This is a genomic window from Streptomyces sp. NPDC005438, assembly GCF_040606315.1.
GTDB lineage: Bacteria > Actinomycetota > Actinomycetes > Streptomycetales > Streptomycetaceae > Streptomyces.
The window spans coordinates 256,890-279,692 of sequence record NZ_JBEXEP010000001.1 but is presented as its reverse complement, the minus strand read 5'-3'; the positions used below and the strand labels follow the sequence as shown (position 1 = coordinate 279,692).

The following is a 22,803-nucleotide window of genomic DNA, read 5'->3' as shown; positions in this document are numbered from 1 at the left end:
GTCATGGCGTTCACCGCACGCCGTAGTGGTGGAAGCCCTGACCGCTCTTCCGCCCGTGGTGCCCCGCCTCGACGAGTTCCCGCAGCAGGTCGCAGGGCTCGTAGCGGCTGTCACCGGTGGCATCGCGCAGCACCACCAGGGTGTCCAGCACCGTGTCCAGACCGATCAGGTCGGCGGTGCGCAGTGGCCCCATCGCGTGTCCGAAACAGTCAGTGAAGATCCGGTCGACCGTCTCGGCGTCAGCGGTCCCCACCTGCACACGTTCGGCCGCGTCGTTGACCATGGGCATCAGTACCCGGTTGGAGACGAAGCCGGGGCCGTCGTTCACTACGTGCGGCCGTTTCCCCAGTCCGCGGAGCAACTCGTCGACGGTCTTCATCGTCTCGTCGCTGGTTCGCGGACCACGGACCACCTCGACCGCGTCCTTCAGCGGCGCGGGGTTCATGAAGTGCGTGGCCAGCACCCGGTCCGGTCGCTGGGTGAACCCGGCGAGGATGCTGACCGGGATAGCGGAGGTGCAGGAGGCGAGCACGGTTCGGGGCGCGCAGACGCTGTCCAGTTCAGTGAGGATCTTCTCCTTGACCGGGACGTTCTCCGGCCCGCACTCGATGACGCACTCCGCCTCCGCGAGCCGGCTCACCTCGTGCGTCCAGTGGACGCGTGCCGAGATGTCCTCCAGTGGTTCGGGGTCGGCGGGCTTGCGCAGCAGCCGCGCGGCTCGCAGACCGTCCCGCAGCAGCCGTTGACCGGTGGCTGTCGCCTCCGCCGAGGGGTCCAGGAGCACGACCTGGTGCCCGGCGGTGGCGAAGCTCTGGGCGACGCCCACGCCCATGGTGCCGGCGCCGACCACCCCGATCACGGCACTACTCCCCTGTCGGGCGCTCCGCCCGGTCGCCCGGCCGCCCTCTTCCCGCGCGCCACTCATATGCCGCTCCCCGTTGCTGTGGACGTACTACCGACAATGCGCACGTGCGACGGCGGCGAGGGCGGTTCCCGATCCGGTGGGAAGCCGAGCAGCAGTCGGTCCTCGCCCCGCTCCAGCACCTCGAAGCCGGCGAACCGGAGGTTGACCAACATCACCCGGTTGACCTCGGTGGGTACGAACTCGGCCTCCGGGCGCCTGCCCTCGGCCAGCGTCTCCCGCACGACGTGCCCGATCAGCGCCGGACCGATCCCCCGGGACATCACCCGGCAGGAGAGCAACAGCAGCCGGAGCACCCCGCGTTCGCCGACGTGTTCCACGACGGCCAGGCCGATGATTCCGTAACTCCCGAACCGGTCCGTGAGGCCGGCCACCAGCACCTGGTACCTCGGCGAGTCACACATCTCGCGCAGCTCCGCCATGCTGTAACCGCGCCCGGTGGTGTTGAGCTGATGGGTACGCACCGTCAGTTCGTGGGCGCGCGCGAGGTCGTCCGGCGCCGCCGCACGGAGGGTCAGCTCCAGGTCCAGCGAGGCGAGGAACTCGGCCGGTGTGCCCTCGTACGCCTCCTGTGCCTGGTTCCGCGAGGCCTCCGCCTGGTACAGCCGCCGTCTGCCACGGGCCTCCTGGGTCACGTGGCGGCTGCGGAACTCCTCCCTCTCCGGCAACTCGGCCAGCTCCTCGGCGGCGTAGCAGCGTACGCGCGCGTGCGCCGCCGCCACCTCGGCACGCTCCACCGGGTCGTTGTCGACGAACGCGAGGGTGTCGATTCCGATGCCCAGGGTCTCGCTGATCCGGCGCACGGACTCGGACTTGGCGCCCCAGCCCACCTCAAGCACGGTGAACAGCTCGGCCAGGCCCAGCTTGTCCAGGTGGGCGAGGGCGGTCGCCTCGTCACCGCGACTCGCCACCGCGTGCAGCACACCCCGCTCGTCCAGGGCGTGCAGCGTGGAGACGGCTTCGTCCAGGGGACGCGGGTCGTCGCCCTCCAACACGGTGCCGCCCCACAGGGTGTCGTCCAGATCCCACACCAGGCACTTGACGGGGGTGACCGCTTCGGCCTCACTGGTCGTCATCGGCACCCCGCCGTGCCCGGCCGTACGGAACCGGTCCGTACAGCCCCGGTGGCGGACGGCTGGTGTTCCCGTAACAGGCGCTCTGCTATGTGGAGTTCGGCCACGTGTTGCGCTCCTTCGATGATCTCCATCACCTTCCCGTCCCGGAAAAGGCGCCCGACCCTGCTGCCGGGTTCACAACCGGCCGAGCCGAGAAGTTGCACGGCGTCGCGACTGACCGAGGCCGCCGCCTCAGCCCCGGCGTACTTGGCGACGATGGTCTCCGTCACACCGGCGGCGCCGACCGCCCCTGTCGCCCGCTGGCGGGCCGCCCGGCCGGCCAGTTCGCGGGCACCGGCCGCCTGCACGGCGGAGCGCGCCAACTGGGCCCGCACTACCTGGTGTTCGCTCAGCGGCGTGCCCTCCTGAGTACGCGTACGGACGTGCTCCACGGCGTCCGCGAGGCAGGCTTCCGCCATGCCGACGCACCCCCAGGCCACGGTGTACCGCCCGTGGTCGAGCGCGACCGCCGCGACGTGGGACAGTCCGGCCCCCGGCGGAGCGACGAGGTTGCTCCGTGGCACGGACACCGCGTCGAACTCCACGTGCGCGATCCGCGCGGCCCGCATCCCGAGCTGGCCGTTCACGGGCTCCCGGCGCACCCCCTCCCGGTCCCCCTCGACGATGACCGCGACCGGGCGGCCGCGCGACTGTCCGAGAACGAGGAACAGGTCGGCGCACTCCCCGAAGGTGATCCACCGCTTGCGACCCGTCACCACCACCCGCGCGTCACACTCGTCCGCCGCGTCCTCCGCTGTGTCTCCCTCTCCGGGGATCCGTACCTCGGTGCCCACTCCCGCGAGCGCGCTGCCCGCCTCCTGCTCGGTGGCGGCGAAGGCGGCCGTCAGCTCCCCGGAGGCGAGCCGGGGAAGCCACTGGGCCCGTTGCCCGGCCGTCCCCCAGCGCCGCACCGCGGCGGCCACCATGCTCTGCACGGTGACCAGCCCGCGTAGCGCGCTGCACACTCCGCCCAAGTGCGCGCACAGCTCGCCGACTTCCTCCCAGCTGGCGCCCCGACCGCCGTACTCCGGCGGCAGGTCCGCAGCGAGCAGTCCCGCCTCGGCTGCCTGTTTGCGGACCGCGTCCGGGAGGCCGCCCCTCTGGTCCCACTCCGCTGCCTGCTCGCGCACCTCGGCCGCGAGCAGCTCGGCCGCCCGGACCAGGGGCGAGTCGTCGAGGGCGGTCACCGCTGCTCCACCGCCGGCTGTGCACCGGTCTTCCGCTCCACGAAACGCGTGATGCGGGCGGCCGTTCGGAAGCTGTCCAGGTCCAGGTCCTCGACCTCCACCGCGATCTGGAAGCGTTCTTCCACGAAGGCGACGAGTTCCAGGGCGAAGAGCGAGTTGGCCAGCCCCAGTTCGAAGTAGTCGTCGTCCGGGGCCACTGTCTGGCGCAGCGCCGCGCTCAGGAAGTCGGTGATCTCCTCGGTGATGTTCATGGGGTGGTTGGCTCCTGGGTTCCGATTTCGACCAGCAGCAGGCTCCAGGCCGCCACCGGGCTGACGTTGATGAGTACGACCCGGTCCCCCGGCCCCACGACGCCCCGCTCCAGGGCGGTGTAGAGGTTCAGGAACACGTCGTTGGGGCCGAGGTGGCCGCTTTCGCGGAGGTTCTCCCGGCACACCGGAAGCAGGGAGACGTCCAGCGATTCCTCGGTGAAGGTCTGACTGCCCACCGAGAGGTTCTGGCTGACGAAGCCGCGCACGTCCCCCCGCGCCAGTCCGTTGCGTTCCAGAAGACGGCGCAGCAACGCGGCCAACCGGTTGCGGGTCTCGATGGCGAGGCGGAAGGAGTAGCGGGGCGGGTCCACGCACTCCTCGCGCCACAGCTCGCTGCGGACATCGCGGTAGTCGACGTGGAAGAGGTCCCAGTACGCGCCGTTGGTCTCCTGCACCGAGTCGATCAGTCGTACCGGGCCGTCCCGGCCCACCAGCAGCGCCTGTCCGCCGTCCCCGTTCACGGTCACCGGATGCCGGTAACGGGCCTGGTGCGAAACGGGCTTGCTGCCGTGGACGACCAGCACCTCCTCCAGCTCCGGGTCCGCCGCCAGCAGCCCACGCGCCGTCAACAGCGCGGGGGTGACGGAGACACACCCCAGTCCGCCCACCCCGAACGTCAGCGCCTGGTCGGCCTTGAGGAGGTGCTGCAGACGTGTCGCCTCCGAACTGAGCAACGTCCCGGGGACGCGCTGTTCGACGACCACCAACGCGCCCAGCTCTCCGGGGTCCCTGCCAGCCTGGGCGAGCAGCCGCCCCGCCGCCCCCTCCGCCAGGGCGGTCGGATCCATCCCGTCGTCGGCCCGCACGGAATCGATGCCCAGGGCGAGACAGGACCTCCGCTCGTCTTCGTCCAGCCGGTCCAGGCCGGGCAGTTCGGTCACCGGCAGCGTGGATTCCGGCAGATATGTAACCGCCGCCCGCACTGCGAGCGGAGCGACACCGTCCCTACGAGCTGTATCCGGCACACGGCCTCCTGTTGGTCGGAATACGTCCGGCACCGGTCACGGCACGGACCATGACGAATGACTGGCATCGACTCGCCCTCCCGCTCGGTGAAGCGGGCTCGGGGACACTCGGTTCCCCGGAAAACCGCGACCAGCGCCGCTCCATTCGGTCCTCACCGACCGGACCCCGAAAGACCGGCCGGTCAGCCACGGTGAACACCGGGATACCCGGACCGGGTTGCTGCGCGAACCGCGTCTCCCGCCACGTGCCGGAGAGCGGCATTTCAAGGGAAACCTCACCCATTCCCGGTACGCCCCGGTGACGGCGGCGTCAGAGCTGCCGCGACGTCTGGCGTCCGGTCCGGGGACGGAGGTAGGGGACCTGCGACAAGCACCCTCGCCACCCCCCTGGGCCCGCGTGGCCCCGCGGTACGGAAGGGGCCTTTCCCCGCCGATTCGGCAGACGGGGCCAGGGCACGCCGTGGCTGGACCCGGTGAAGGCACGTGTGTCGTAACGGTCGGCAGACCGTATACCGCATTTCTCTTTCCCCCGTGTAGCACATAGTCGAGCGAGCGGGGCCGCACATTGACGGAAGTAATTGCTCCGTTTATGGCGACTCTTCCGCGCTCCGTTGGAGGATTCTCACCCCGGAATTGACGGGACGTCATCCGGGACTCGCGTCAGGATCCTGCGGTGGCAGGTTATTGCTGCGCGGCACCCGCCGTGAGAGGGCGAATTCCACTTCGCCCACACGCCGCCTTCGCCCGCTGTCTGGCACAAGTCCAGCCACAGCAACCAGGAAGGCGGCGCCTGCGGAAGGTTGCCACCAACCTCCCGCACACCGTCCCCGTACGCGACACCAAACACCCCCACGGCCGCACCCTCGACTTCACCACCCACTCCTGGACCGCGTTCCTCCACACCCTCAGGAGCCGGTGACCAACTCCCGCGCCAGGGCGGTTCGTTGACGGGGGCCCTCCGGCCGTCGACACGAGTACGGGGACCCCTCACGGCCGCTGGCCGGAGGGGTCCCCGTACTGGTATCAGCTCTCAACCCGCCAGGCGCTCCTTGAGGAAGTCCTCCAGGGCGACCGGCTTCCGGCCGAGCACCTCTCCCAGGGCCGGACCCACGGCGGAGAACTCGCCCTGGCGGCTCGCCGCGAAGAGGCCGAGCAGGAAATCGACCTGCTCCTCAGGGACGCCGGCGTGCTCCATGAGGTTGGACTTGAAGTCCTCGTCGGTGGCGACCACCCGCTCGATCTCCCGGCCGGTGACCCTGGAGGCGATCTCGGCCACGGCGGCCAGGTCCAGCGCCTCGGACCCGGTCAGCGGGGGCGTCGGGCCGTCGAAACGGTCCTCGGTCAGCAGGACGGCGGCGGCCTCGGCCAGGTCGGCGTGGGTGGTCCAGGAGACCGGGCCGTCCTCGGGGGCGTACAGCTTGCCGGTCACCATGGCGTGGCCCAGGAGTTCCAGGGTGGTGGACGCGTAGAAGCCGTTGCGCAGCGAGGTGAAGGGCAGCCCGGCGGATTCGAGCACCTTCTCGGTGGCCGCGTGGTCCGGCATCGGCAGGAACGGGGAGTCGGGGTTCACGCCCACGTGGCTGGTGTAGAGGACCCGCTCGGCGCCGGCCTTCTTGGCGGCCTCGAAGGCCGCGCCGTTCTGGTCGACGGCCGTCTGCCCGGTCGCGTTGACCGAGACGACGAGTATGCGCCGCGCGCCCTCGAAGGCGTCGGCCAGTCCGGCCGGGTCGCCGAAGTCACCGGCCCGCACCCGTACTCCGCGCTCGGCCAGGTCGGCGGCCTTCTCCGGTTCGCGGACGCTGACGCCGACCTGCTCGGCCGGTACCCGCTTGAGCAGCTGTTCCACCACGGCCCGGCCGAGCTGACCGTTGGCTCCGGTGACGATGAGCATCATGACCTCCAGAGTCCGGCGACAGGGAGCGACGACCACCCAGGGAACCGCCGGAATCGCAGGCACCGTATCACCGATAATTCCACTGTTAACCCGCTTCGGATACCATCGATTTCGTGCCAGAAACCCATACGCCCCCGGCCACCCGAGGGGAGCACCCCGACCCCCGCACCCGCATCATCGCGGCGGCCACCGAACTGCTCGCCCACCACGGACCGGAGGGCGTCACCACCCGGGCCGTGGCCGCCGCGGCGGGGGTCCAGGCACCGGCGATCTACCGCCTCTTCGGCGACAAGGGCGGCCTGCTGGACGCGGTCGCCGAACACGGGCTCACCGTCTACCTCTCCGACAGGCGGACCCAACACCCCGACCCCGACCCCGTAGAGGACCTCCGCCTCGGCTGGGACACCCACATCGAGTTCGGCCTCGCCCACCCCGCCCTGTACTCCCTGATGTACGGCCACCCCAGACCGGGCGTCCACTCCCCCGCCGAGGAGGCGGCCGAAGCCCACCTCGCCCGCCGCGTCCACCGGCTGGCCGCCTCCGGCCACTTGCGGGTCAACGAACGACTGGCCACCGACCTGGTACGCGCCTCCGGTCGCGGTACCGTCCTCACCCTGCTGGCCATGCCCGAGGAGGAGCGTGACCAGGGCCTCGCCGAGTCAGCGCGGGAAGCCATGATCAACGCGATCACCACCGAGGCCCCCGCCTGGGAGGACCCCAGCCCCGCCAGCGCCGCCACCGCCCTGCGCGCCACCCTCCCCGAGGCCACCGCCCTCACCCCCAACGAGCGCGGCCTCCTCGCCGAGTGGCTCGACCGCCTCACCTCCTGACGCCGGCCTCCAGGTGGAGTACGCCGGCGGGCTCTCCTGCGGTACGAGGGTCAACGGGCCCGCGCGGTACGGAAGTTCGGCCCGGCGACACGGTCGGGGGACCCGAGCGCCGCCCGGGGCCTCCCCCGCCATCGGGCGCTACCGCACCAACCCTCACCACCACCACACGCGACGCCTCTGGTTCGGTCGAGGCCCCGGGGTCCTCGCCCTCGGAACCGACCCACACCACCACCGACCCGGCTACCCTGGCATGAACCTGTCCACTACACGGATCAGGTCTCCAAGGGGGCGACGCCAGATGAGCCGAGGTCACCAACCACCGTGCCGGGCCGGCGAGATGCCCCACGAGGTCGCGGCCCCGCCGACCCCTCGCACCGGAACGCCCCGGCTGTCGGCGTCATGAGCGCCTCCCCCCTGCCCGACGCCCAGCTCCGGCACCGCTCGAACCGCTTCGTGTTCAGACTGTCGGCGGCCGTCACCCTCGGCCTGCTCGCCTGGCTGGTCAACGCCTTCCTCCGGCAGCCGCCGGCCTCCGGGGTCGAGCGTTTCCTCGCCATACTCCTCACGGTGTCCTTCAGCGGGTGCACGCTCATGGTGTGGTGGAGCTACCTCAAGCCACTGCCCGCCCTCGACCGAACGCCACGTCCGGCGACGGTCACCGGACGTCGCACCTTCGACGGGCCCCCCGACGCCGACGGGAACCACCAGGAGCCCTACGACCTGGTGGCGGTCACCCTCGAACTCGACGGTGCCACCGTCGAGAGCCTCATCGCCGACATCGTCGTGGGGGACGACCTCGACCGCTTCGTACCGGGCTCCACCTGGATCGTCTACGCCTTCGAGGACCCCGCCGCCCTCAACGGCGACCCCGACCAGACCCGGGTCCTCCTCACCGAGGCCCACGACGACGTCATCCGCGGCGGCTACGACCTCGGCCGCTCCGCCCTGCGCGGCGGCGTGGCCGGCCCCGGCTCCGAACTCCTCCAACGCCGCTTCACCAACGACCCCCACCCCTGACCGCACCCCGTCCACCCCGGAAACCGCCCGCACCCGGCCGATCAACCCCCGAGGACCCTGATCACCTCGCGGGAACAGTGTTCGCCCTTCGCCGTACGAAGAGCCACTGAACCGCCGGCACCGCATCGGTCAACCCTGCTCAAGCCCCCTGACCACATCCGAGGAGCAACCGGCGTCCTTGGCTCTTTTCAGGGCCGCTACACGGGCCATCGAGTAAACGGCCTTCTCCAACCTCTCCTTGCCCTTGATGCGCGTATCCCCACCATGACGGGCTACGGAAAGATAGTTCTCCTTTTCACCGGCCGCATCCCCCTTGGCCGCGCAGGGAAAGTAGTACCCGAGGTTCCTGCCATCACCCCACTTGACGACGCCCCCCTCCAGAACCTTCCCCTCACGCTCCCTTTCGGAAGACCATTCTTCCTCACGAAGAATGTTGACCCGAACGTAGTCGTATTCGTTCCCCACCGTGCAGGAGGTGATCTCCTTGGAGGTCCCGAAATCGACGGGAAGGTCATCCGTGTCCACCATGATCTTCTGGACTGATTTCGCGTACACGTATCCCCCACACAAGCGGGACGGAAGCGCCTTCGAGTCTTCCTGGCCGAACGCCCAGCACCCCACAGTCGCCACCACGGCCACCACAACAAGAACCGCCGCCCACCTGGGAAATCTCCGGGCCGTTCGCACAATGCATCCTCTCAACCACACCACTCGGCCACCACTCAGCACACGGGAAGAAATCTCACAGCGGTTTCTCGACTCGTCAGTCCGCCCCTTCACCACACGGTTCTCCACACCAGCGGTCAGGGCACTTCCGAGGGTTTCGGCACCTTCCCGGGAAGTCCGGTGTCCTCCAGACACCCAAGCTCCTTCGCCATGTGGCGAGACGCCGACAGAATGATCTCCATCACCGCTTCGCTCGTTTCCTTCTTCGCGGATATCCCCAGCCTCGCGTTGTCCTTGGGATGATCAGGAAACCATGCGGCACTCCGCAGGCGATTAACTCTCGATTCACCCACCGGGCAGGAAACAACGATTAGACCCGACACGTACCGACTGGGGCCGCCCGCATAGTCGTTAGACACGCGATCAGCCGTGTACGCCACCTTGCCGATATCGTACTCGTACACCTTGCCCTGCCGATAGTCGAAATGCTTCGCCTTCGGATTCTCCTCCTTCACCCGAAAGGAAAGATTGGCCGGCGTTCTAGCATTATCGTTGTAGAAAGTGCAACGAATGGACTCCCCCGACCCCTCCTTCAACTCCCGAGACGCTTCACCTGGCTTGAAGCGGGACGGTTCATGGAGATCTCCGACATAGAACCTTTCAAGCGACGCAGCCGCCTTCTTTCCCAACAGGCCACCACAGACCTGGCCCGGCTGCACCAGCTCCTCCCTCTCCCCGCTCTCACTCTTCCCGTTATCCCCGGAACACCCAGCCACAAGAGCGACAAGGGCAACGAACGAGGCCGTTCGCCGAACCCCCGTTCTCCCCACCACCTCAGTCGCCACCATATCGCCCCTTCGGGCCGAAGTTATTGTACACATCCGTGATTTCCGATTCCCCCTGCTCGGAGTCATCCCAATCGGACTCATTGCAATACTTCTCCCAGATCCTTCGGAGCGTTTCAGTAGCTCGGGCGTCGGCCTTCTCCGCCGCCTTTCGGATATCATCGGAAGGTTCCATTTCGTCCGTGTCCGTCACCCTCGGCTCAAGAAAGGTGTTGAAGACCTCCTTGCCGACCTCGGCAGCCAACGGCGCCACGACAGCTGCTGTTCCAGAGGAAATGGGCGCCGTAATCAAACCGGCGGCCACGGCGGTGGAACTTACCACGGCCGACTTTTTCCACTCGCCCAGGCGTTCCATCTCCTCGTTCACCTTCTTGGCGTTCTCCCTGTACTCCTCAGCCAGATTCTCGTGCATGGACCTGTCGAGGATTCCAAACACCCGGGCGGTCGACCTCAACGCTTCCTCTCCGTTGCGGAAACCGGCTTCCGTGTCACCAGGGTTGGCGGCGAGTACTCCCGCCGTATACATAGACTGGGCCTGCGACATGGTGCTGTAGGCGGACTTGTCCCCGCCCAGGGTTTCCAGGAAGTACTTCATGTCCGAGGAGTCGATCCGGTGACGCCCCTCGTACTTGGTGCCGAAAAGGTCCTCGTTGCCCGTCAGGGAGTAGTTGACGTCGTCCATGTACGCGGCGCCGATACGTCCCAGGCTCGGGGCGATGCCCTCGTTGGACTCCATGAGTTTCTGGCCGTCCACCCCTTTGTACATGTGGACCAACTGCTCCATCACGGAGGCGGTGTCCGCCGTCCTGTGGTCGGAGTACCCGGGGGGAAGCTCGGGCTTGCCGTCCGAGGAAGTGGGGATGAAGTCCCAGGGGTGGCCGGTGGACGCAGCCTCCAGTGCGTGGCCAAGGGAACGGTAGCCAACCTTCTCTTCCTCCGAACTACCGAAGACCGTACCGAAATGACGCTCCTTGGTCAGGTACTTGAGGTGCTCGTTGAGATCCTTCTTCGAGTCGATCCCCGGGTTCTCCGGGTCGGGATTCGCCGGGCGGTTGAAGAACTGGGTGGAGGCTTCCGGGTTGTGCCCGAGCCCCTCAAGAAATCCGTTGACCGGATCCGCGCCCCTGTCGTGCTTTCCCCAGAAGTTGAGGGTGGCATGGCCGGTGCTCTGCCAGGGGGAGAGTCTGCGTACCTTGTTCTCCTCCTTGTCCATCTCCAACAGGTCCTCGCCGTAGCGGTTGAGGAACTCCGTGTCGTACTTGCCGAAGCGCATGAGGTTGCTCATGACCTGGAAACCGCGCGGCTGGGAGGAGCGGTCGGTGTCCAGCTCCTTCGGCCCCAGGTCGACCATGCGGTGTTCCCACTTCTCCATGGCCGCGCTGTCGGAGCGGGTGGCTGTTCCCAGGGTCAACCCGAGGTTCTTCTGGAACTGCTTGACCTGTTCCCGGCGCCCCTGTCGGTCGCCGTAGAACCACCGCACGTCGGCGAGGTCCGCGTAGAGCTGCAGGGTCTTCTTGGGACCCATCCTCGTGGCGAAGGTCTCGGAGAAGAGGGGGTCCTGGCGGTTGGCCTTCAACAGGCCGTTGAGCCGGGTGAGTTCCTTGTCGTCGAGGTTCGCCCCGCCCTTGTTCGCGAGTTTCAGCGCCGTTTCCGCGTCCTTGAGGGACTTGGCGGCCTGGTCCCGGTCCTTGTACGTGGGGACGTGGGAGAAGCCGACGGGGCTGTGGTTGGCGATCATGCGCAAGGCTCGGGCGGCCGTGGTGTCGGTCTCCGTCGCCCCCTTGAGGATCTTCTCGATCCGGTCGCGCAGGGCGTCCGCGTCCTTCTGGCCGTGCGACGCGACGTCCTTGGTGGTGCTGTCGGGGTGGACGTTCATGGTGACGGTGAACCCGCCGTCACGGTTGCTGAGGACGGTGAGGTTCTTCTTCTGGCCGTCTTCGAGCGCTTTCTCCAGCTGGGACTTGTAGCGGACCAGTTCGCTCCGGGCGTCCTTGAGGATGTTGTGGATGCTCCGGGCTTCTCTGACCCCGTCGGCGAACTCCCCGGTGGTGCGGACCACGAACTCCCGTGTGACGGAGGCGTTCTCCCCGGACCAGTCGGCGGCGAGGGCCTTCTTCTCCAGGCTCCGCTTGGCGTCCTTCTCCAGGGCCTTCAGCTTCCTGACGGTGGCGGCCCAGTCCTCGATCGCGGTTTCCAGGGAACCGAACCTGGCGAACCGCAGAGCGTCCAGATCCATCAGCGCTGGCTCCGCTCGTCGAACCCGGTCTGGAGGGAGATCAGGGAGAGCTTGCTGCTGATGTGGTACTCGTCGCCGGCGTGGGCCTTCTTGGTGTAGTCGAGGTGATTGGAGATGTGGGCGCAGGCGTCGCGTACCGAGTCGACCTGCTTGCCCCACTTCTCGATCACGTCCGAGAGGGCGCCGCCGAGCTTGAAGTCGCCCTTGAGGTCCGCCGCGGCCTTGCCGGTCGACTTCTTCGGGTGGTCGCCGTCCCGGGAGAGGCGCTGGTAGAGCGTGAAGGCCTCGTCACCGATCGCGGCCAGGTCCTTGGCGTTGACGCTCAGGTCACCCTTGCCGCCGCCCGTGGACAACCGCCCGGGATGGTACGAGCCGTCGGGCGTGCCGTTGAGGCGAGTGCGTACCGGCTCTTCCTCCGTCGCGTTGGCTTTGGCTTGCTCCCACTCCGACCAGGCCACGGTACCCCCCGTTAGCTGTTGCGACCGATCACGTCCGCGCAGCACCGTAGCCCAACTCCGCACGCACGGTCGACAGTTGATGCACCGTGAGCGAGGAATCCGGGAAGGGGAACCGGACGGGGTGAGACGCACCGCCGAACCTCCCGCCCCACCAGGGTGAAAAGCACCCCGACGCGTCCCCGTCAACGCCCCACGGGTCACCCCTGCCCCACGCTCACCCTTTGCGTTGGCGTACCCACCCGCCAGAGCCCGCCGCCACCCCAGCTCACCCCACCTCACCCCGGCCGCAGGGCGTACAGGGCCTCGCGGGCGGTGTGGGCGTCGGGGGTGGGCCAGTGGCGTACCCGGATGTGCGCGGTCTCGCCCGGCAGCAGGGTGACCAGGCCCCGGTCGGCGACCGCGTCGGGGGCCAGGCGGTCGGCCTGGAGCAGCAGGTCCCGTACCAGGGTGTGGGCGGTCACCGTGACCCGGGCGCCGTCTCCCTCGGGGGTGACCCGGACCTCGTACCGTGGCTCGGGGTAGGCGAACTCCCGGTCCCGTACCGGCAGGTGGACCGCCCGCAGCGGCTCGGCACCCAGCTCGGCACCCCGCTCGGCACCCGACTCGGGGGCCACGTCGGCGACCAGGTACTCCTCGGCCGGGGTCTGCCCGGTACCGGATGAGGGCCGCAGGGGCGGGGGCACCGGCAGCCGGCTGACCGTACCGGGGGCGACCTCGACGGTGGCCGTGTCCTCGGCGAGCACCCGGCCGTCGGCGGTGCGGCGGGTCAGCCGCAGGGTGGCCCGCCAGGGGTGGCGGCTCTGGTTGACCAGGGCCGCCCAGGGCTGGTGCGGGTCGTCCTGGAGGGTGAGCAGCCGGTCCGCGTAGAGCCGGCGCAGCTCGTGGTAGAGGGGTTTGGGCCGGCCGTCTCCGTCGATTGCCGCCCAGGAGGTGACCGGCCAGCAGTCGTTGATCTGCCAGACGACGGTGCCGGAGCAGTGGGGCCAGTGGGCCCGCCAGAACTCGATGCCGGTGGCGATGGCGCGGGCCTGGACGACCTGGGTGAGGTAGTGCCAGCGGTCGAAGTCGTCGGGTACGCCGAAGTGGTGGGCCAGGCCGCGCGCCAGTTTGGCGTTGCCACCCTCGGCCTTCTGGTGATGGAGCATCCCGGGACCGTCAGGGTGCGGGTCCTCGCCGTCCAGGAACCTCCGTACGGTGGCGTACGCGGGTGGCGCCTGCCAGCCGAACTCGGCGACGAAGCGCGGTACTTGGGCCGGGTCGCGGTACTCGGCGTAGTCGACCTCGTTCCACACCCGCCAGGAGTGGCTGGTGCCGTACGAGGGGTCGTTGGGGTGGTGGTTCCAGTCGCCGGACCAGGGGGTGCCCGCCCAGTAGGGGCGGGTGGGGTCGACCTCGGCGACGATCCGGGGCAGCAGGCCGAGGTAGTAGCCCTCGCCCCAGGAGTCGCCGGCCAGCCGTTCCTCCCAGCCCCAGTCGCGGAAGCCCCAGAGGTTCTCGTTGTTGCCGCACCACAGGGCGAGTGAGGGGTGTGGCATCAGCCGGCTCACGTTGTCCCGGGCTTCGGCCTCGACCTCGCCGCGCAGGGGCTGTTCCTCGGGGTAGGCGGCGCAGGCGAAGGGGAAGTCCTGCCAGACCAGCAGGCCCAGGCGGTCGCAGGAGTCGTAGAAGGCGTCCTGCTCGTAGAGGCCGCCGCCCCAGACCCGGACCAGGTTGGCCCCCGTCTCGGCGGTCTGGGTCAGCCGCTGGTGGTAGCGCTCGGGGGTGACGCGGGAGGGGAAGGCGTCGTCGGGGATCCAGTTGACGCCCCGGGCGAACAGGGGCACCCCGTTGACGGCCAGGGTGAAGGCGCGGCCGTGCTGGTCGGCGGTGGTGTCCAGCTCCACGGTGCGGAAGCCGATGTGGCGGGACCAGTGGTCCAGGGCCCGGCCGGAGGGGTCCAGCAGTTCCACGGTCAGCTCGTACAGCGGTTGCCCGCCCAGGTCGCGGGGCCACCAGCGTTCCACCCCGGGCACGGTGAGCCGCAGGGTGTACGGGTCCGAGGGGCCGGCCGGATCGGTCGGATCGACTGGGCCGGCCGGCAGTTCGGCGCTGGCGGTGTGGCCGTCGACGGTGGCCCGGACGGTCAGGGGCTGGCCCCGGCCGGTGGGGGTGCGCTCGGTCCGCAGCCGGAGTTCGACCTCGCCGAGGTGTCCGCCCCGGTCGTCCTCGCGCACCGTGACCAGGGGCCGGACCTCCGCCAGCCGGGCGGTCGACCAGCGTTCCAGTCGGGCCGGTTTCCAGATGCCGGCGGTCACCAGGGTCGGGCCCCAGTCCCAGCCGAAGGAGCACGCCATCTTCCGTACGTAGGGGAAGGGTTCCGGGTAGGCGTTGGGCCGGTCGCCGAGTCGGTCGCGCAGTGCCTCGGCCTCGGTGTACGCGGAGGTGAACCGCACCTGGAGGGGTACGCCACCGGCCTGGCCGGCCAGGGCCTCGCTGATGTCGAAGCGGTGGGCGCGGTGCATGTTGCGGGTACGGCCCACCACCTGTCCGGCCACCGCGATCTCCGCCACCGTGTCCAGCCCCTCGAACACCAGGTCACAGCGCTCGTGCGCGTCACCGGTGGCGGCGTCCCCCGGGGGAGGGCCGGCCTCCAGGGTGGTGGTGTACGTCCAGTCGGCCCGGCCCACCCAGGCCACCTCGGTCTCGTTCCGGGACAGGAAGGGGTCCGGGATGCGCCCGGCGGCCAGCAGGTCGGTGTGCGCACAGCCCGGGACCCGGGCGGGCAGCGGCTCGTCCGGCGCCCCGGCGCCGTCCCCTCGCACGGTCCATCCCCCGGTCAGGGGCGTGACGTGTCTCATCCGTGGCTGCTCCCCTTCACTCGCCGACCCCGGCCGGTGGTCGTACGGCCCGGGCACCCGCCGGCCCGGACGTCGGTGTTCCCCTTCCCCCACGGCCGCTCCGTCTACGCGCGGGCCACCGGTCCGGGGGCGCCCATCCCCGCGTAGCCGGAGCGGTCAGTCGGCCAACCGGATGCCCAGGGCGGTGGCCAACCGGGGCGCGAGGTCCAGGAGTTGGAGCCGGGTGAGGGTGGCGCCGGCCAGCCGGTCGTAGCCGTCGGACAGGTCAAGCTGGGTGACCTCGGTGAGGTCGACCTCGGTCAGGGTCGCCTGGCGCAGGTCGAGGTCGCGCAGGGTGCAGCCGGGGAAGCGGACCCGGGTGAGGTGGGCGTCGGCGAGGTCGGCCTCGCGGAGTACGCACCCGGAGAAGGTGACGTCGGTGAGCCGGGCCTGCCGCAGGTTGAGGTAGTCCCATTTGCCTCCGCGTACGGTGACCCGGGTGAGTTCGGAGCCCGCCAGGGAGGCTCCGCCCAGCCGGGCGTCGGCGAGGGTGACGTCCCGCAGTTCGGCCCCGGTCAGGTCCAGGCCGGCGCCGCCCACCTCCTCCAGCACGGTGTCGATCAGCCGGGCCCCGGGCCAGCGGGCCTCGTCCAGCCGGCAGCGGCGCAGCGCGCAGTCCAGGAAGCGGGCGTTCTCCGCCCCGGTCCCGCTGAGGTCCTCGTCCTCGAAGGTCAGCCCGTCCAGGTCGGCGTCCGGTGTCAGTCGGGGGGTGTCGTCCATGGCCCCATCATGGGCGCGGCCACTGACAGGGGGGCGCGGACACCACTCTTGACCTCAAGTTCGCTTGAGGGAGCACCCTGCTGAACGGGGACGCCGCCGCCCGCCGGCGGTCCGCGAGAGAACGGGAGCACCCTCATGCACGCCATCCGACTGCACCGGTTCGGCCCCCCGGAGAACCTCCGCCACGAGCGGGTACCCACCCCCGTGCCCGGCCCCGGGCAGCTGCGGGTACGGGTGGCCGGCGCGGGGGTGCATCTGCTGGACACGGCGCTCCGCTCCGGCGCCACCCTCGGCCCGTACCCCCTGCCCGAGCTGCCGGTGGTTCCCGGACGCGAAGTGGCCGGAGTGGTGGACGAGTTGGGGGAGGGCGTGCCGCCGCAGTGGCGGGGCCGACTGGTGGCGGCGCACCTGGGGGACCGTCTCGGCGGGTACGCGGAGTACGCGGTGGCCGACCCCGAGCGGGTGCACCCGGTACCGGCGGGGCTGTCCGTACCGGAGGCCCTGGCCATGGTGGGCACCGGCCGTACCGCCCTGGGCGTGCTGCGGTTCGCCGAGCCGGGGCCCGGTGACCTGGTGCTGGTCCTGGCGGCGGCCGGGGGGCTGGGCTCCCTGCTGGTGCGGTACGCCCGGCACCGTGGCGCCACCGTGGTCGGGGCGGCCGGGGGCCGGGCCAAGGTGCTGGCGGTACGGGACCTGGGCGCCGACCTGGCCGTGGACTACCGGGAGCCGGACTGGGAGCAGCGGGTGCGCCGACGGTTCGGGGGCCGCCCGGTGACCCTGCTCTACGAGGGGGTGGGCGGCCAACTGGCCCGTACCGCGCTGGAGTTGCTGGCCCCTGGCGGTACCCACCTGTCGTACGGGCACGCGGCGAACCCCCTGGACCCCGGCCAGGGGGCGGTGCTGTCCGAGGAGGAGCAGGGGCGGCGCGGGGTGCGCAGCCGGACGGTGGTGGGGCCGGCGATGGTGGAGCGGCTGGGCGGGCCGGAGGGGGTACGGGCGGCGCAGGCCGAGGCGCTCGCCCTGGCCGCCGAGGGGACCTGGCGCCCCCTGGTGCAGCTGTTTCCCCTGGCGGAGGCGGCGACGGCGCACCGGGCCCTGGAGGGGAGGGCCACCATCGGCAAGGTCGTCCTGACGCCCTGAGCCGGGCGGCGGCGAACCCCGGTGCGGTGGGTGGGGGGACTCGGTGGCGTAAACCCACCGCGAGAGAGGTTAGCTTAGCCTAAGCTAAGTAGATGCGGGGCCCTTCTCCGGCCCCGCCACCCGACAACGGCCAACCACGAGTGAACGACGGGGAGTCATGGGCGCACCCACCGAACACCACATCCGGCCCCCGCACCCACCACCTCCCCCACACGCCGGCCCGACCTCCCCCACACTCGCCGCGCTCGCACTGCGGCTGCGGGAGGCCGAGCCCACCCGGCACGGCCTCCTGGTCGAGGAGTTCTGGCGGCTGGTCGACCGCGAGGGCACCCCGCTGGTGGAGCCATTGGCGGGCGACCCCGACCACCGCGCCGTCACCTTCCTGTGGCGCGGCCACCGGGCCACCCGACAGGTGTTACTGCTCGCCAACCGGCTCACCGACCGCGAACGGCTGGCCGACTCCCTGCTGACCCCGCTGCCCGGCACCGACATCTGGTACCTCACCCACCGGCTGCGGGCCGACCACCGGGCGTCGTACTCGCTGGTCTCCGACATCTCCCCCAGCCCACCGCCGGCCGACCCCGAGCGAGGTCAGCGGCGACTGCGCGCCCTCACCGCCCACGCCGCCCACGACCCCCGCAACTCCCGTGTCCTGCCCGGCCGTTGGCACCGCCCGGACAGCTCGGTGTTCGCCCTGCCCCAGGCACCGCCCCAGCCCTGGACCACCCCCCGGGACGGCATCGCCCGGGGCGGGGTGGAACGGCTGACCCTGCGCAGTACGGCCCTGGACGCGGAACGCCGGGTGTGGGTCTACCTCCCCCCGGGCTGGGCCGCCTCCCTGGACGTCCTGGTGCTCCCCGACGGCGACATGTGGTTCGGGCGGCTCGGGCTGCGGCACACCCTCGACGCGCTGCTGGCCGACCGGAAGATCCGCCCCCTGGCCGTACTCGCCCCGGACGCCGTCGACCAGCCCACCCGCTGGCGCGAGGTCGGCGCCCACGAGGAGTACGTCCACTTCCTCGCCGAGGAACTGCTGCCCTGGGCCAGGGACCGCTGGCCGCTCAGCCAGGACCCCGGGCGCACCGTGATCGCCGGCCAGAGCCTGGGCGGAATGGCCGCCCTGTACGCCGGGCTGCGGCGCCCCGACCGCTTCGGCCGGCTGCTGGCCCAGTCCCCCTCGTTGTGGTGGCGGCCCGGCCATCCGCCCGAGGTGCCACGTCAACTCCCCGACGGCAGGCCCTGGTTGGCCGACCGGTTCGCCGAACGCCCCGCCGTCGAGGGCGCCCCCCGGCCGCGCGTCCACCTGGAGGTGGGCCGGTACGAGGGCACCATGGTCGACCTCTGCCACCAGCTGCGCGACACCCTGGACGACCTCGGACACCGGGTCACGCTCACCGAGTACAACGGCGGCCACGACTACGCCTGCTGGCGCGGCGGCCTCGCCGACGCGCTGGTGGAGCTGCTGGGAGACGGTGCCCCTCTGACGACCGAGCCGGCGACCGGTCCGGTTGTCAGAGGGGCTCGCTAGGGTCGCCGCCGTGAGACGACACGGGCCGAAGCCCTTCCTGGACGACCCTGACGAGGGGCTCTCCCCCTCCACCAGCCACCCGGCGTTCGTGGCCGTCGCGCCACCGTGGTGCTTCGACGAGGGCGACCCCTCCGCCCCCTTCGGCAGCGACGACGGACACGACACCCTGCGCGACCTGGAGGAATGGTACGCCTCCGGTGGCGGCGACGAACACGCCCCGGGCCGGGTCGCCGCCCTGGTCGAGGACTGGGGACTGGTCCCGGAGGAGGTGTGGGACCGGGACGCCGCCGGCGTCCGGGCCTGGCTCGACGCCGACGACGCCCACATCCGCTTCCTGCACGGCGAGGTGAGCGCCCGCCTCGCCGGGGCACTCGGACAGTTCAAGATCGCCGGACACGTGCACCCCGCCCTGCGGTCCTGGGCGGAACAGGCCCTGGCCATGGCGGGCCTCCTCGAAGAGTGGGAGCGCGGCACCTTCGGCCTCGACCCCGACCCCGCCCCCGGCGAACGGCGCGCGGCACTGGCCAGCGTGCTCGCCTCGGCCCCCCAGCCAGGCGCCTGACCCACCCACGCGGACGTACGTCAGGGCCCAACCCCCCGGGGCTCAGCGGCAGTTGCCGCCACAGGAACAGGAGCCGCCGGACTGGCAACCGCAGCCACAGCCGGGCCCACAACCACAGGCCCCCGCACGGGGCTCCGGCACCACGGGACACGGGACGACAGGGGAACGGTCGGGCATGGCGGCCTCCTCGTCAGGTCCGGTCGGCCACCAACCCGCCCACGGCACGCCCCGACAGCGGGGCGGCACCCGGGAGGTCGGCCACCCGACCTCCCACCAGGACCCGGTGGCCGCGCTGGACCACCAGCACAGCCGGCCACCGACCCGACCGTCAACGGCGCACCCACGGCGCGCGGTGGCAGGCCGGCCGGACGACAACCGGCGGCACCCCCACGTACGGGGGCCACCGACTCGGCGGATGCCCCACGCCCCTGGTGGCCGGTCCCGCCACGGGGGCTCCACGCTCGACGACAGCCCGCCGACCCGTCACCGAGCCGGGAGGTGACCGCGTACGGCTCAGCTCACCCGCCCGACACCTCGGTCTCCGTGCCCGACTCCAACTCGTCCGCGTGCTCCCCGGTCACCAGGTACACCACCCTGCGCGCGACCGAGACCGCGTGGTCGGCGAACCGCTCGTAGTAACGGCCCAGCAGCGTCACGTCCACCGCCGTCTCGATGCCGTGCCGCCACCGGTCGTCCATCAGGTGCTGGAACAGGGTGCGGTGCAGCAGGTCCATCTCGTCGTCGTCCTGCTCCAACTGCATGGCCAGGTCCACGTCCTTGGTGATGATGACCTCGCCCGCCTTGGCCATCAGCCGCTGCGCCAGCTGCCCCATCTCCAACAGGGTCGCCTGGAGGTCGCGGGGCACCGGCGAGTCCGGGAACCGCAGTCGCGCCACCTTCGCCACATGCTGCGCCAGGTCCCCCGCCCGCTCCAGGTCCGCGCTCATCCGCAGGGACGTGACCACGATCCGCAGGTCGGTGGCGACCGGCTGCTGCCGGGCCAGCAGGTTGATCGCCCGGCTCTCCAGGTCGCGCTGGAGGTCGTCCACCTTCTCGTCGGCGGCGATCACGCTCTCCGCGAGCTTCAGGTCGGCGTCCAGCATGGCGGTGGTCGCCCGGCCGATCGCGGAACCGGCCAGCCGCGCCATCTCGACCAGACTGTCGCTGATCGAGTCCAGCTCCTCGTGATAAGCGTCCCGCATCTTCGTTCTTCCCTCCAGTACGCCGTGGCACGACCTCCCCGGGGGGTCGGTGACCCCGAGGGCTGTCCAGGCTGCCACGCTCGCGGGCCAACACGTCGCACACCGGCTCGGCGGATGAACCGGCCCCGACACCCAGGTGAACTCTGGGAGACGCCACCCCCGCGTCCACCGGCCCCACGGCCACCCCGGAAGCCGTCGTCCCCGCAGGTGGCGCCGGCGGTGAACCACCCGGGTCCGGGCGGTGAACTCTGGTGGACACCTCCCACGAGGCGGCGGAACAGCCCTGGGGAAGTGCCCGGGATGGTGCATAACCTGGTGGCATGGACGTGAACGCGGCGGTCGCCGCAGCGGCAGCGATCGCCGGCGTGTGCACCGGTGTGGTCGCGATGCTGGCGTTCCGCTGGAGCGAACGCGAACAGTCCCGCCCCACCCGCAGCCCCATCCACTCCGAGGCCCAGCTCCCACCCGGCGTCGACACGGTGCTGTCCGTACTCCGCTCCTCCGCCGTCGTACTCGACGAGAGCGACAACGTGGTCAAGGCCAGCTCGGCCGCCTACGCCCTGGGCATCGTGCGCGGCGGCCGACTGGCCGTGGACGCCATGCTCCAGATGGCCCGCGAGACCCGTCGCGACGGTGAGATCCGGCAGGACGAACTGGACCTGCCGCGCCGGGGCAGCGGCCGGGGCGAGGGCCCCGCCGTCTCCGCCCGGGCGGCCCCCCTCGGCTCCCGCCTGGTGCTGCTGCTGGTCGAGGACCTCACCGAGGCCCGCCGGATCGAGGCGGTACGCCGCGACTTCGTCGCCAACGTCAGCCACGAGCTGAAGACCCCGGTCGGCGCCCTGTCCCTGCTCTCCGAGGCGGTGCTCGACGCCTCCGACGACCCCGAGGCGGTGGAACGGTTCGCCGGACGGATGCAGGTCGAGGCCACCCGGCTCACCAGCCTGGTGCAGGAACTCATCGACCTCTCCCGGGTGCAGAACGACGACCCCCTGGAGGACTCCGAGTCCGTCGACGTGGACCAACTGGTCCGCGAGGCCACGGACCGCTGCCGCCACCCGGCCACCGCCAAGCAGATCACCATCGCCACCGGCGGCACCGCCGGCCTCCACGTCTGGGGCAGCCGTGGCCAGTTGGCCGCCGCCCTGGGCAACCTGGTGGAGAACGCCGTCAACTACTCCGCCGAGCGCACCAGGATCGGCATCGCCGCCCGCCGCGTCCCCAACGGCGGCGACGCCCCGGGCCAGCCCGGCATGATCGAGATCTCGGTCACCGACCAGGGCATCGGCATCTCCGAGAAGGACCGCGACCGCATCTTCGAACGGTTCTACCGGGTCGACCCCGCCCGCTCCCGGGCCACCGGAGGCACCGGACTGGGCCTGGCCATCGTCAAACACGTGGCCGCCTCGCACGGCGGGGAGGTCACCGTCTGGAGCGCCGAGGGACAGGGCTCCACCTTCACCCTGCGACTGCCCGAGGCGGGGGGCGCCAGGGAACGCGCGGAGGGAGACTGGCGGGAGCTGCGACAACTCAGCGGCGCGCTCCAGGAACCCTCCGAGGTCGACGACGAGGACGACGTCGACCAGGACCCGTACCACCCCGTCAGCCGAGAACGCGACCAACTTTCAGCCCCGGAGGTCCTCCCGTGACCCGAGTGCTCGTCGTCGAGGACGAAGAGTCGTTCAGCGACGCACTGTCGTACATGCTTCGTAAGGAAGGCTTCGAGGTGGCCATCGCGCCCACGGGGCCGGAAGGACTGGAGGAGTTCGAGCGGAACGGCGCCGACCTGGTGCTGCTCGACCTGATGCTGCCCGGGCTCCCCGGCACCGAGGTGTGCCGGCAGCTGCGGGGCCGCAGCAACGTGCCGGTCATCATGGTGACCGCCAAGGACAGCGAGATCGACAAGGTCGTGGGCCTGGAGATAGGGGCCGACGACTACGTCACCAAACCCTTCTCCTCCCGCGAACTGGTCGCCCGCATCCGCGCGGTACTGCGCCGGCGCGGTGAGCCCGCCGAGGACCCCTCCCCGGCCGCCCTGGAGGCCGGCCCGGTACGGATGGACGTGGACCGCCACGTGGTGACCGTCGACGGCGACAAGGTCGACCTGCCGTTGAAGGAGTTCGACCTCCTGGAGATGCTGCTGCGCAACGCCGGCCGGGTGCTGACCCGGATGCAGCTGATCGACCGGGTCTGGGGCGCGGACTACGTCGGCGACACCAAGACCCTGGACGTCCACGTCAAGCGGCTACGCGCGAAGATCGAGCCGGACCCCGGAGCCCCCCGCTACCTGGTGACCGTGCGGGGGCTGGGCTACAAGTTCGAGCCCTGACCC

The 22,803-nt window shown here is 70.7% G+C and carries 21 protein-coding genes; 8 read left to right on the top strand and 13 right to left on the bottom strand.

The features are described from left to right. Nucleotides 1-10 precede the first annotated feature (10 nt). Genes ABZT14_RS01195 through ABZT14_RS01175 form a run of 5 tightly spaced genes read right to left on the bottom strand, consistent with a single transcriptional unit; the run spans nt 11 to nt 4,416 of the window. On the bottom strand, nt 11-925 hold the full coding sequence (locus tag ABZT14_RS01195) for a 3-hydroxyacyl-CoA dehydrogenase family protein (protein ID WP_356295073.1): 915 nt from the start codon (nt 923-925) through the stop codon (nt 11-13). After that, entirely contained in the window at nt 922-1,998 is a 1,077-nt protein-coding gene (locus tag ABZT14_RS01190; protein WP_356295070.1) for an HAD-IIIC family phosphatase, read from the bottom strand. Before ABZT14_RS01190 ends, ABZT14_RS01195 begins: the two co-directional genes overlap by 4 nt. Then, complete coding sequence (locus ABZT14_RS01185; RefSeq protein WP_356295067.1) at nt 1,995-3,224, bottom strand: acyl-CoA dehydrogenase family protein; 1,230 nt, start codon at nt 3,222-3,224, stop codon at nt 1,995-1,997. Before ABZT14_RS01185 ends, ABZT14_RS01190 begins: the two co-directional genes overlap by 4 nt. After that, nucleotides 3,221-3,475, bottom strand: a complete 255-nt coding sequence (locus ABZT14_RS01180) for an acyl carrier protein (protein WP_356295064.1) — start codon at nt 3,473-3,475, stop codon at nt 3,221-3,223. The genes ABZT14_RS01185 and ABZT14_RS01180 overlap by 4 nt, the downstream gene beginning before the upstream one ends. Further along, nucleotides 3,472-4,416, bottom strand: coding sequence for a 3-oxoacyl-ACP synthase (locus ABZT14_RS01175; protein WP_356295061.1), 945 nt, complete (start codon nt 4,414-4,416; stop codon nt 3,472-3,474). The genes ABZT14_RS01180 and ABZT14_RS01175 overlap by 4 nt, the downstream gene beginning before the upstream one ends. A gap of 757 nt (nt 4,417-5,173) precedes the next feature. Here ABZT14_RS01175 and ABZT14_RS01170 point away from each other — a divergent pair. Continuing rightward, the gene (locus tag ABZT14_RS01170) at nt 5,174-5,419 is read left to right on the top strand and encodes a DUF397 domain-containing protein (protein WP_356295058.1); all 246 of its coding nucleotides are present in this window, start codon (nt 5,174-5,176) and stop codon (nt 5,417-5,419) included. A gap of 111 nt (nt 5,420-5,530) precedes the next feature. Here the strand turns inward: ABZT14_RS01170 and ABZT14_RS01165 are convergent, their stop codons facing one another. After that, nucleotides 5,531-6,391, bottom strand: a complete 861-nt coding sequence (locus tag ABZT14_RS01165) for an SDR family oxidoreductase (protein ID WP_356296973.1) — start codon at nt 6,389-6,391, stop codon at nt 5,531-5,533. Nucleotides 6,392-6,507: 116 nt separating this feature from the next. On the opposite strand from ABZT14_RS01165, the gene ABZT14_RS01160 reads away from it, so the two are divergent. Next, nucleotides 6,508-7,224 carry a TetR/AcrR family transcriptional regulator gene (locus ABZT14_RS01160; protein WP_356295056.1) on the top strand — a complete coding sequence of 239 codons (717 nt, stop codon included), beginning with the start codon at nt 6,508-6,510 and terminating at the stop codon, nt 7,222-7,224. A gap of 399 nt (nt 7,225-7,623) precedes the next feature. Continuing rightward, the gene (locus tag ABZT14_RS01155) at nt 7,624-8,241 is read left to right on the top strand and encodes a hypothetical protein (protein ID WP_356295053.1); all 618 of its coding nucleotides are present in this window, start codon (nt 7,624-7,626) and stop codon (nt 8,239-8,241) included. Nucleotides 8,242-8,370: 129 nt separating this feature from the next. Here the strand turns inward: ABZT14_RS01155 and ABZT14_RS01150 are convergent, their stop codons facing one another. From ABZT14_RS01150 to ABZT14_RS01125, 6 genes are all read right to left on the bottom strand, one after another. Then, the gene (locus tag ABZT14_RS01150; RefSeq protein WP_356295050.1) at nt 8,371-9,102 is read right to left on the bottom strand and encodes a hypothetical protein; all 732 of its coding nucleotides are present in this window, start codon (nt 9,100-9,102) and stop codon (nt 8,371-8,373) included. Continuing rightward, nucleotides 9,045-9,752, bottom strand: coding sequence for a hypothetical protein (locus ABZT14_RS01145; RefSeq protein ID WP_356295047.1), 708 nt, complete (start codon nt 9,750-9,752; stop codon nt 9,045-9,047). Before ABZT14_RS01145 ends, ABZT14_RS01150 begins: the two co-directional genes overlap by 58 nt. Then, a complete protein-coding gene (locus ABZT14_RS01140; RefSeq protein ID WP_356295045.1) occupies nt 9,742-11,988 on the bottom strand; it encodes a hypothetical protein in 2,247 nt (748 codons plus the stop codon). Before ABZT14_RS01140 ends, ABZT14_RS01145 begins: the two co-directional genes overlap by 11 nt. Next, nucleotides 11,988-12,341, bottom strand: a complete 354-nt coding sequence (locus tag ABZT14_RS01135) for a hypothetical protein (RefSeq protein WP_356295042.1) — start codon at nt 12,339-12,341, stop codon at nt 11,988-11,990. The genes ABZT14_RS01140 and ABZT14_RS01135 overlap by 1 nt, the downstream gene beginning before the upstream one ends. Nucleotides 12,342-12,721: 380 nt before the next feature. Further along, nucleotides 12,722-15,283 carry a glycoside hydrolase family 2 protein gene (locus tag ABZT14_RS01130; protein WP_356295039.1) on the bottom strand — a complete coding sequence of 854 codons (2,562 nt, stop codon included), beginning with the start codon at nt 15,281-15,283 and terminating at the stop codon, nt 12,722-12,724. A gap of 156 nt (nt 15,284-15,439) precedes the next feature. After that, the gene (locus ABZT14_RS01125; protein ID WP_356295036.1) at nt 15,440-16,042 is read right to left on the bottom strand and encodes a pentapeptide repeat-containing protein; all 603 of its coding nucleotides are present in this window, start codon (nt 16,040-16,042) and stop codon (nt 15,440-15,442) included. Between the two features lie 135 nt (nt 16,043-16,177). On the opposite strand from ABZT14_RS01125, the gene ABZT14_RS01120 reads away from it, so the two are divergent. The 3 genes from ABZT14_RS01120 (at nt 16,178) to ABZT14_RS01110 (ending at nt 19,272) form a co-directional block, all read left to right on the top strand. After that, complete coding sequence (locus ABZT14_RS01120; RefSeq protein ID WP_356295033.1) at nt 16,178-17,182, top strand: zinc-binding dehydrogenase; 1,005 nt, start codon at nt 16,178-16,180, stop codon at nt 17,180-17,182. Between the two features lie 157 nt (nt 17,183-17,339). Beyond that, nucleotides 17,340-18,710: an enterochelin esterase gene (gene fes / locus ABZT14_RS01115; protein ID WP_356295030.1), complete on the top strand. Its 1,371-nt coding sequence runs from the start codon at nt 17,340-17,342 to the stop codon at nt 18,708-18,710. A 10-nt stretch (nt 18,711-18,720) separates the two neighbouring features. Beyond that, nucleotides 18,721-19,272: a hypothetical protein gene (locus ABZT14_RS01110; protein WP_356295028.1), complete on the top strand. Its 552-nt coding sequence runs from the start codon at nt 18,721-18,723 to the stop codon at nt 19,270-19,272. 518 nt (nt 19,273-19,790) lie between these two features. On the opposite strand, the gene phoU is transcribed toward ABZT14_RS01110, so the two are convergent. After that, nucleotides 19,791-20,474, bottom strand: coding sequence for a phosphate signaling complex protein PhoU (gene phoU / locus ABZT14_RS01105; RefSeq protein WP_356295026.1), 684 nt, complete (start codon nt 20,472-20,474; stop codon nt 19,791-19,793). A 320-nt stretch (nt 20,475-20,794) separates the two neighbouring features. On the opposite strand from phoU, the gene ABZT14_RS01100 reads away from it, so the two are divergent. Together ABZT14_RS01100 and ABZT14_RS01095 are read left to right on the top strand one after the other, a co-directional pair. Continuing rightward, nucleotides 20,795-22,120, top strand: coding sequence for an ATP-binding protein (locus ABZT14_RS01100; protein ID WP_356295024.1), 1,326 nt, complete (start codon nt 20,795-20,797; stop codon nt 22,118-22,120). After that, nucleotides 22,117-22,800 carry a response regulator transcription factor gene (locus ABZT14_RS01095; RefSeq protein WP_356295022.1) on the top strand — a complete coding sequence of 228 codons (684 nt, stop codon included), beginning with the start codon at nt 22,117-22,119 and terminating at the stop codon, nt 22,798-22,800. Before ABZT14_RS01100 ends, ABZT14_RS01095 begins: the two co-directional genes overlap by 4 nt. Nucleotides 22,801-22,803: the final 3 nt, after the last annotated feature.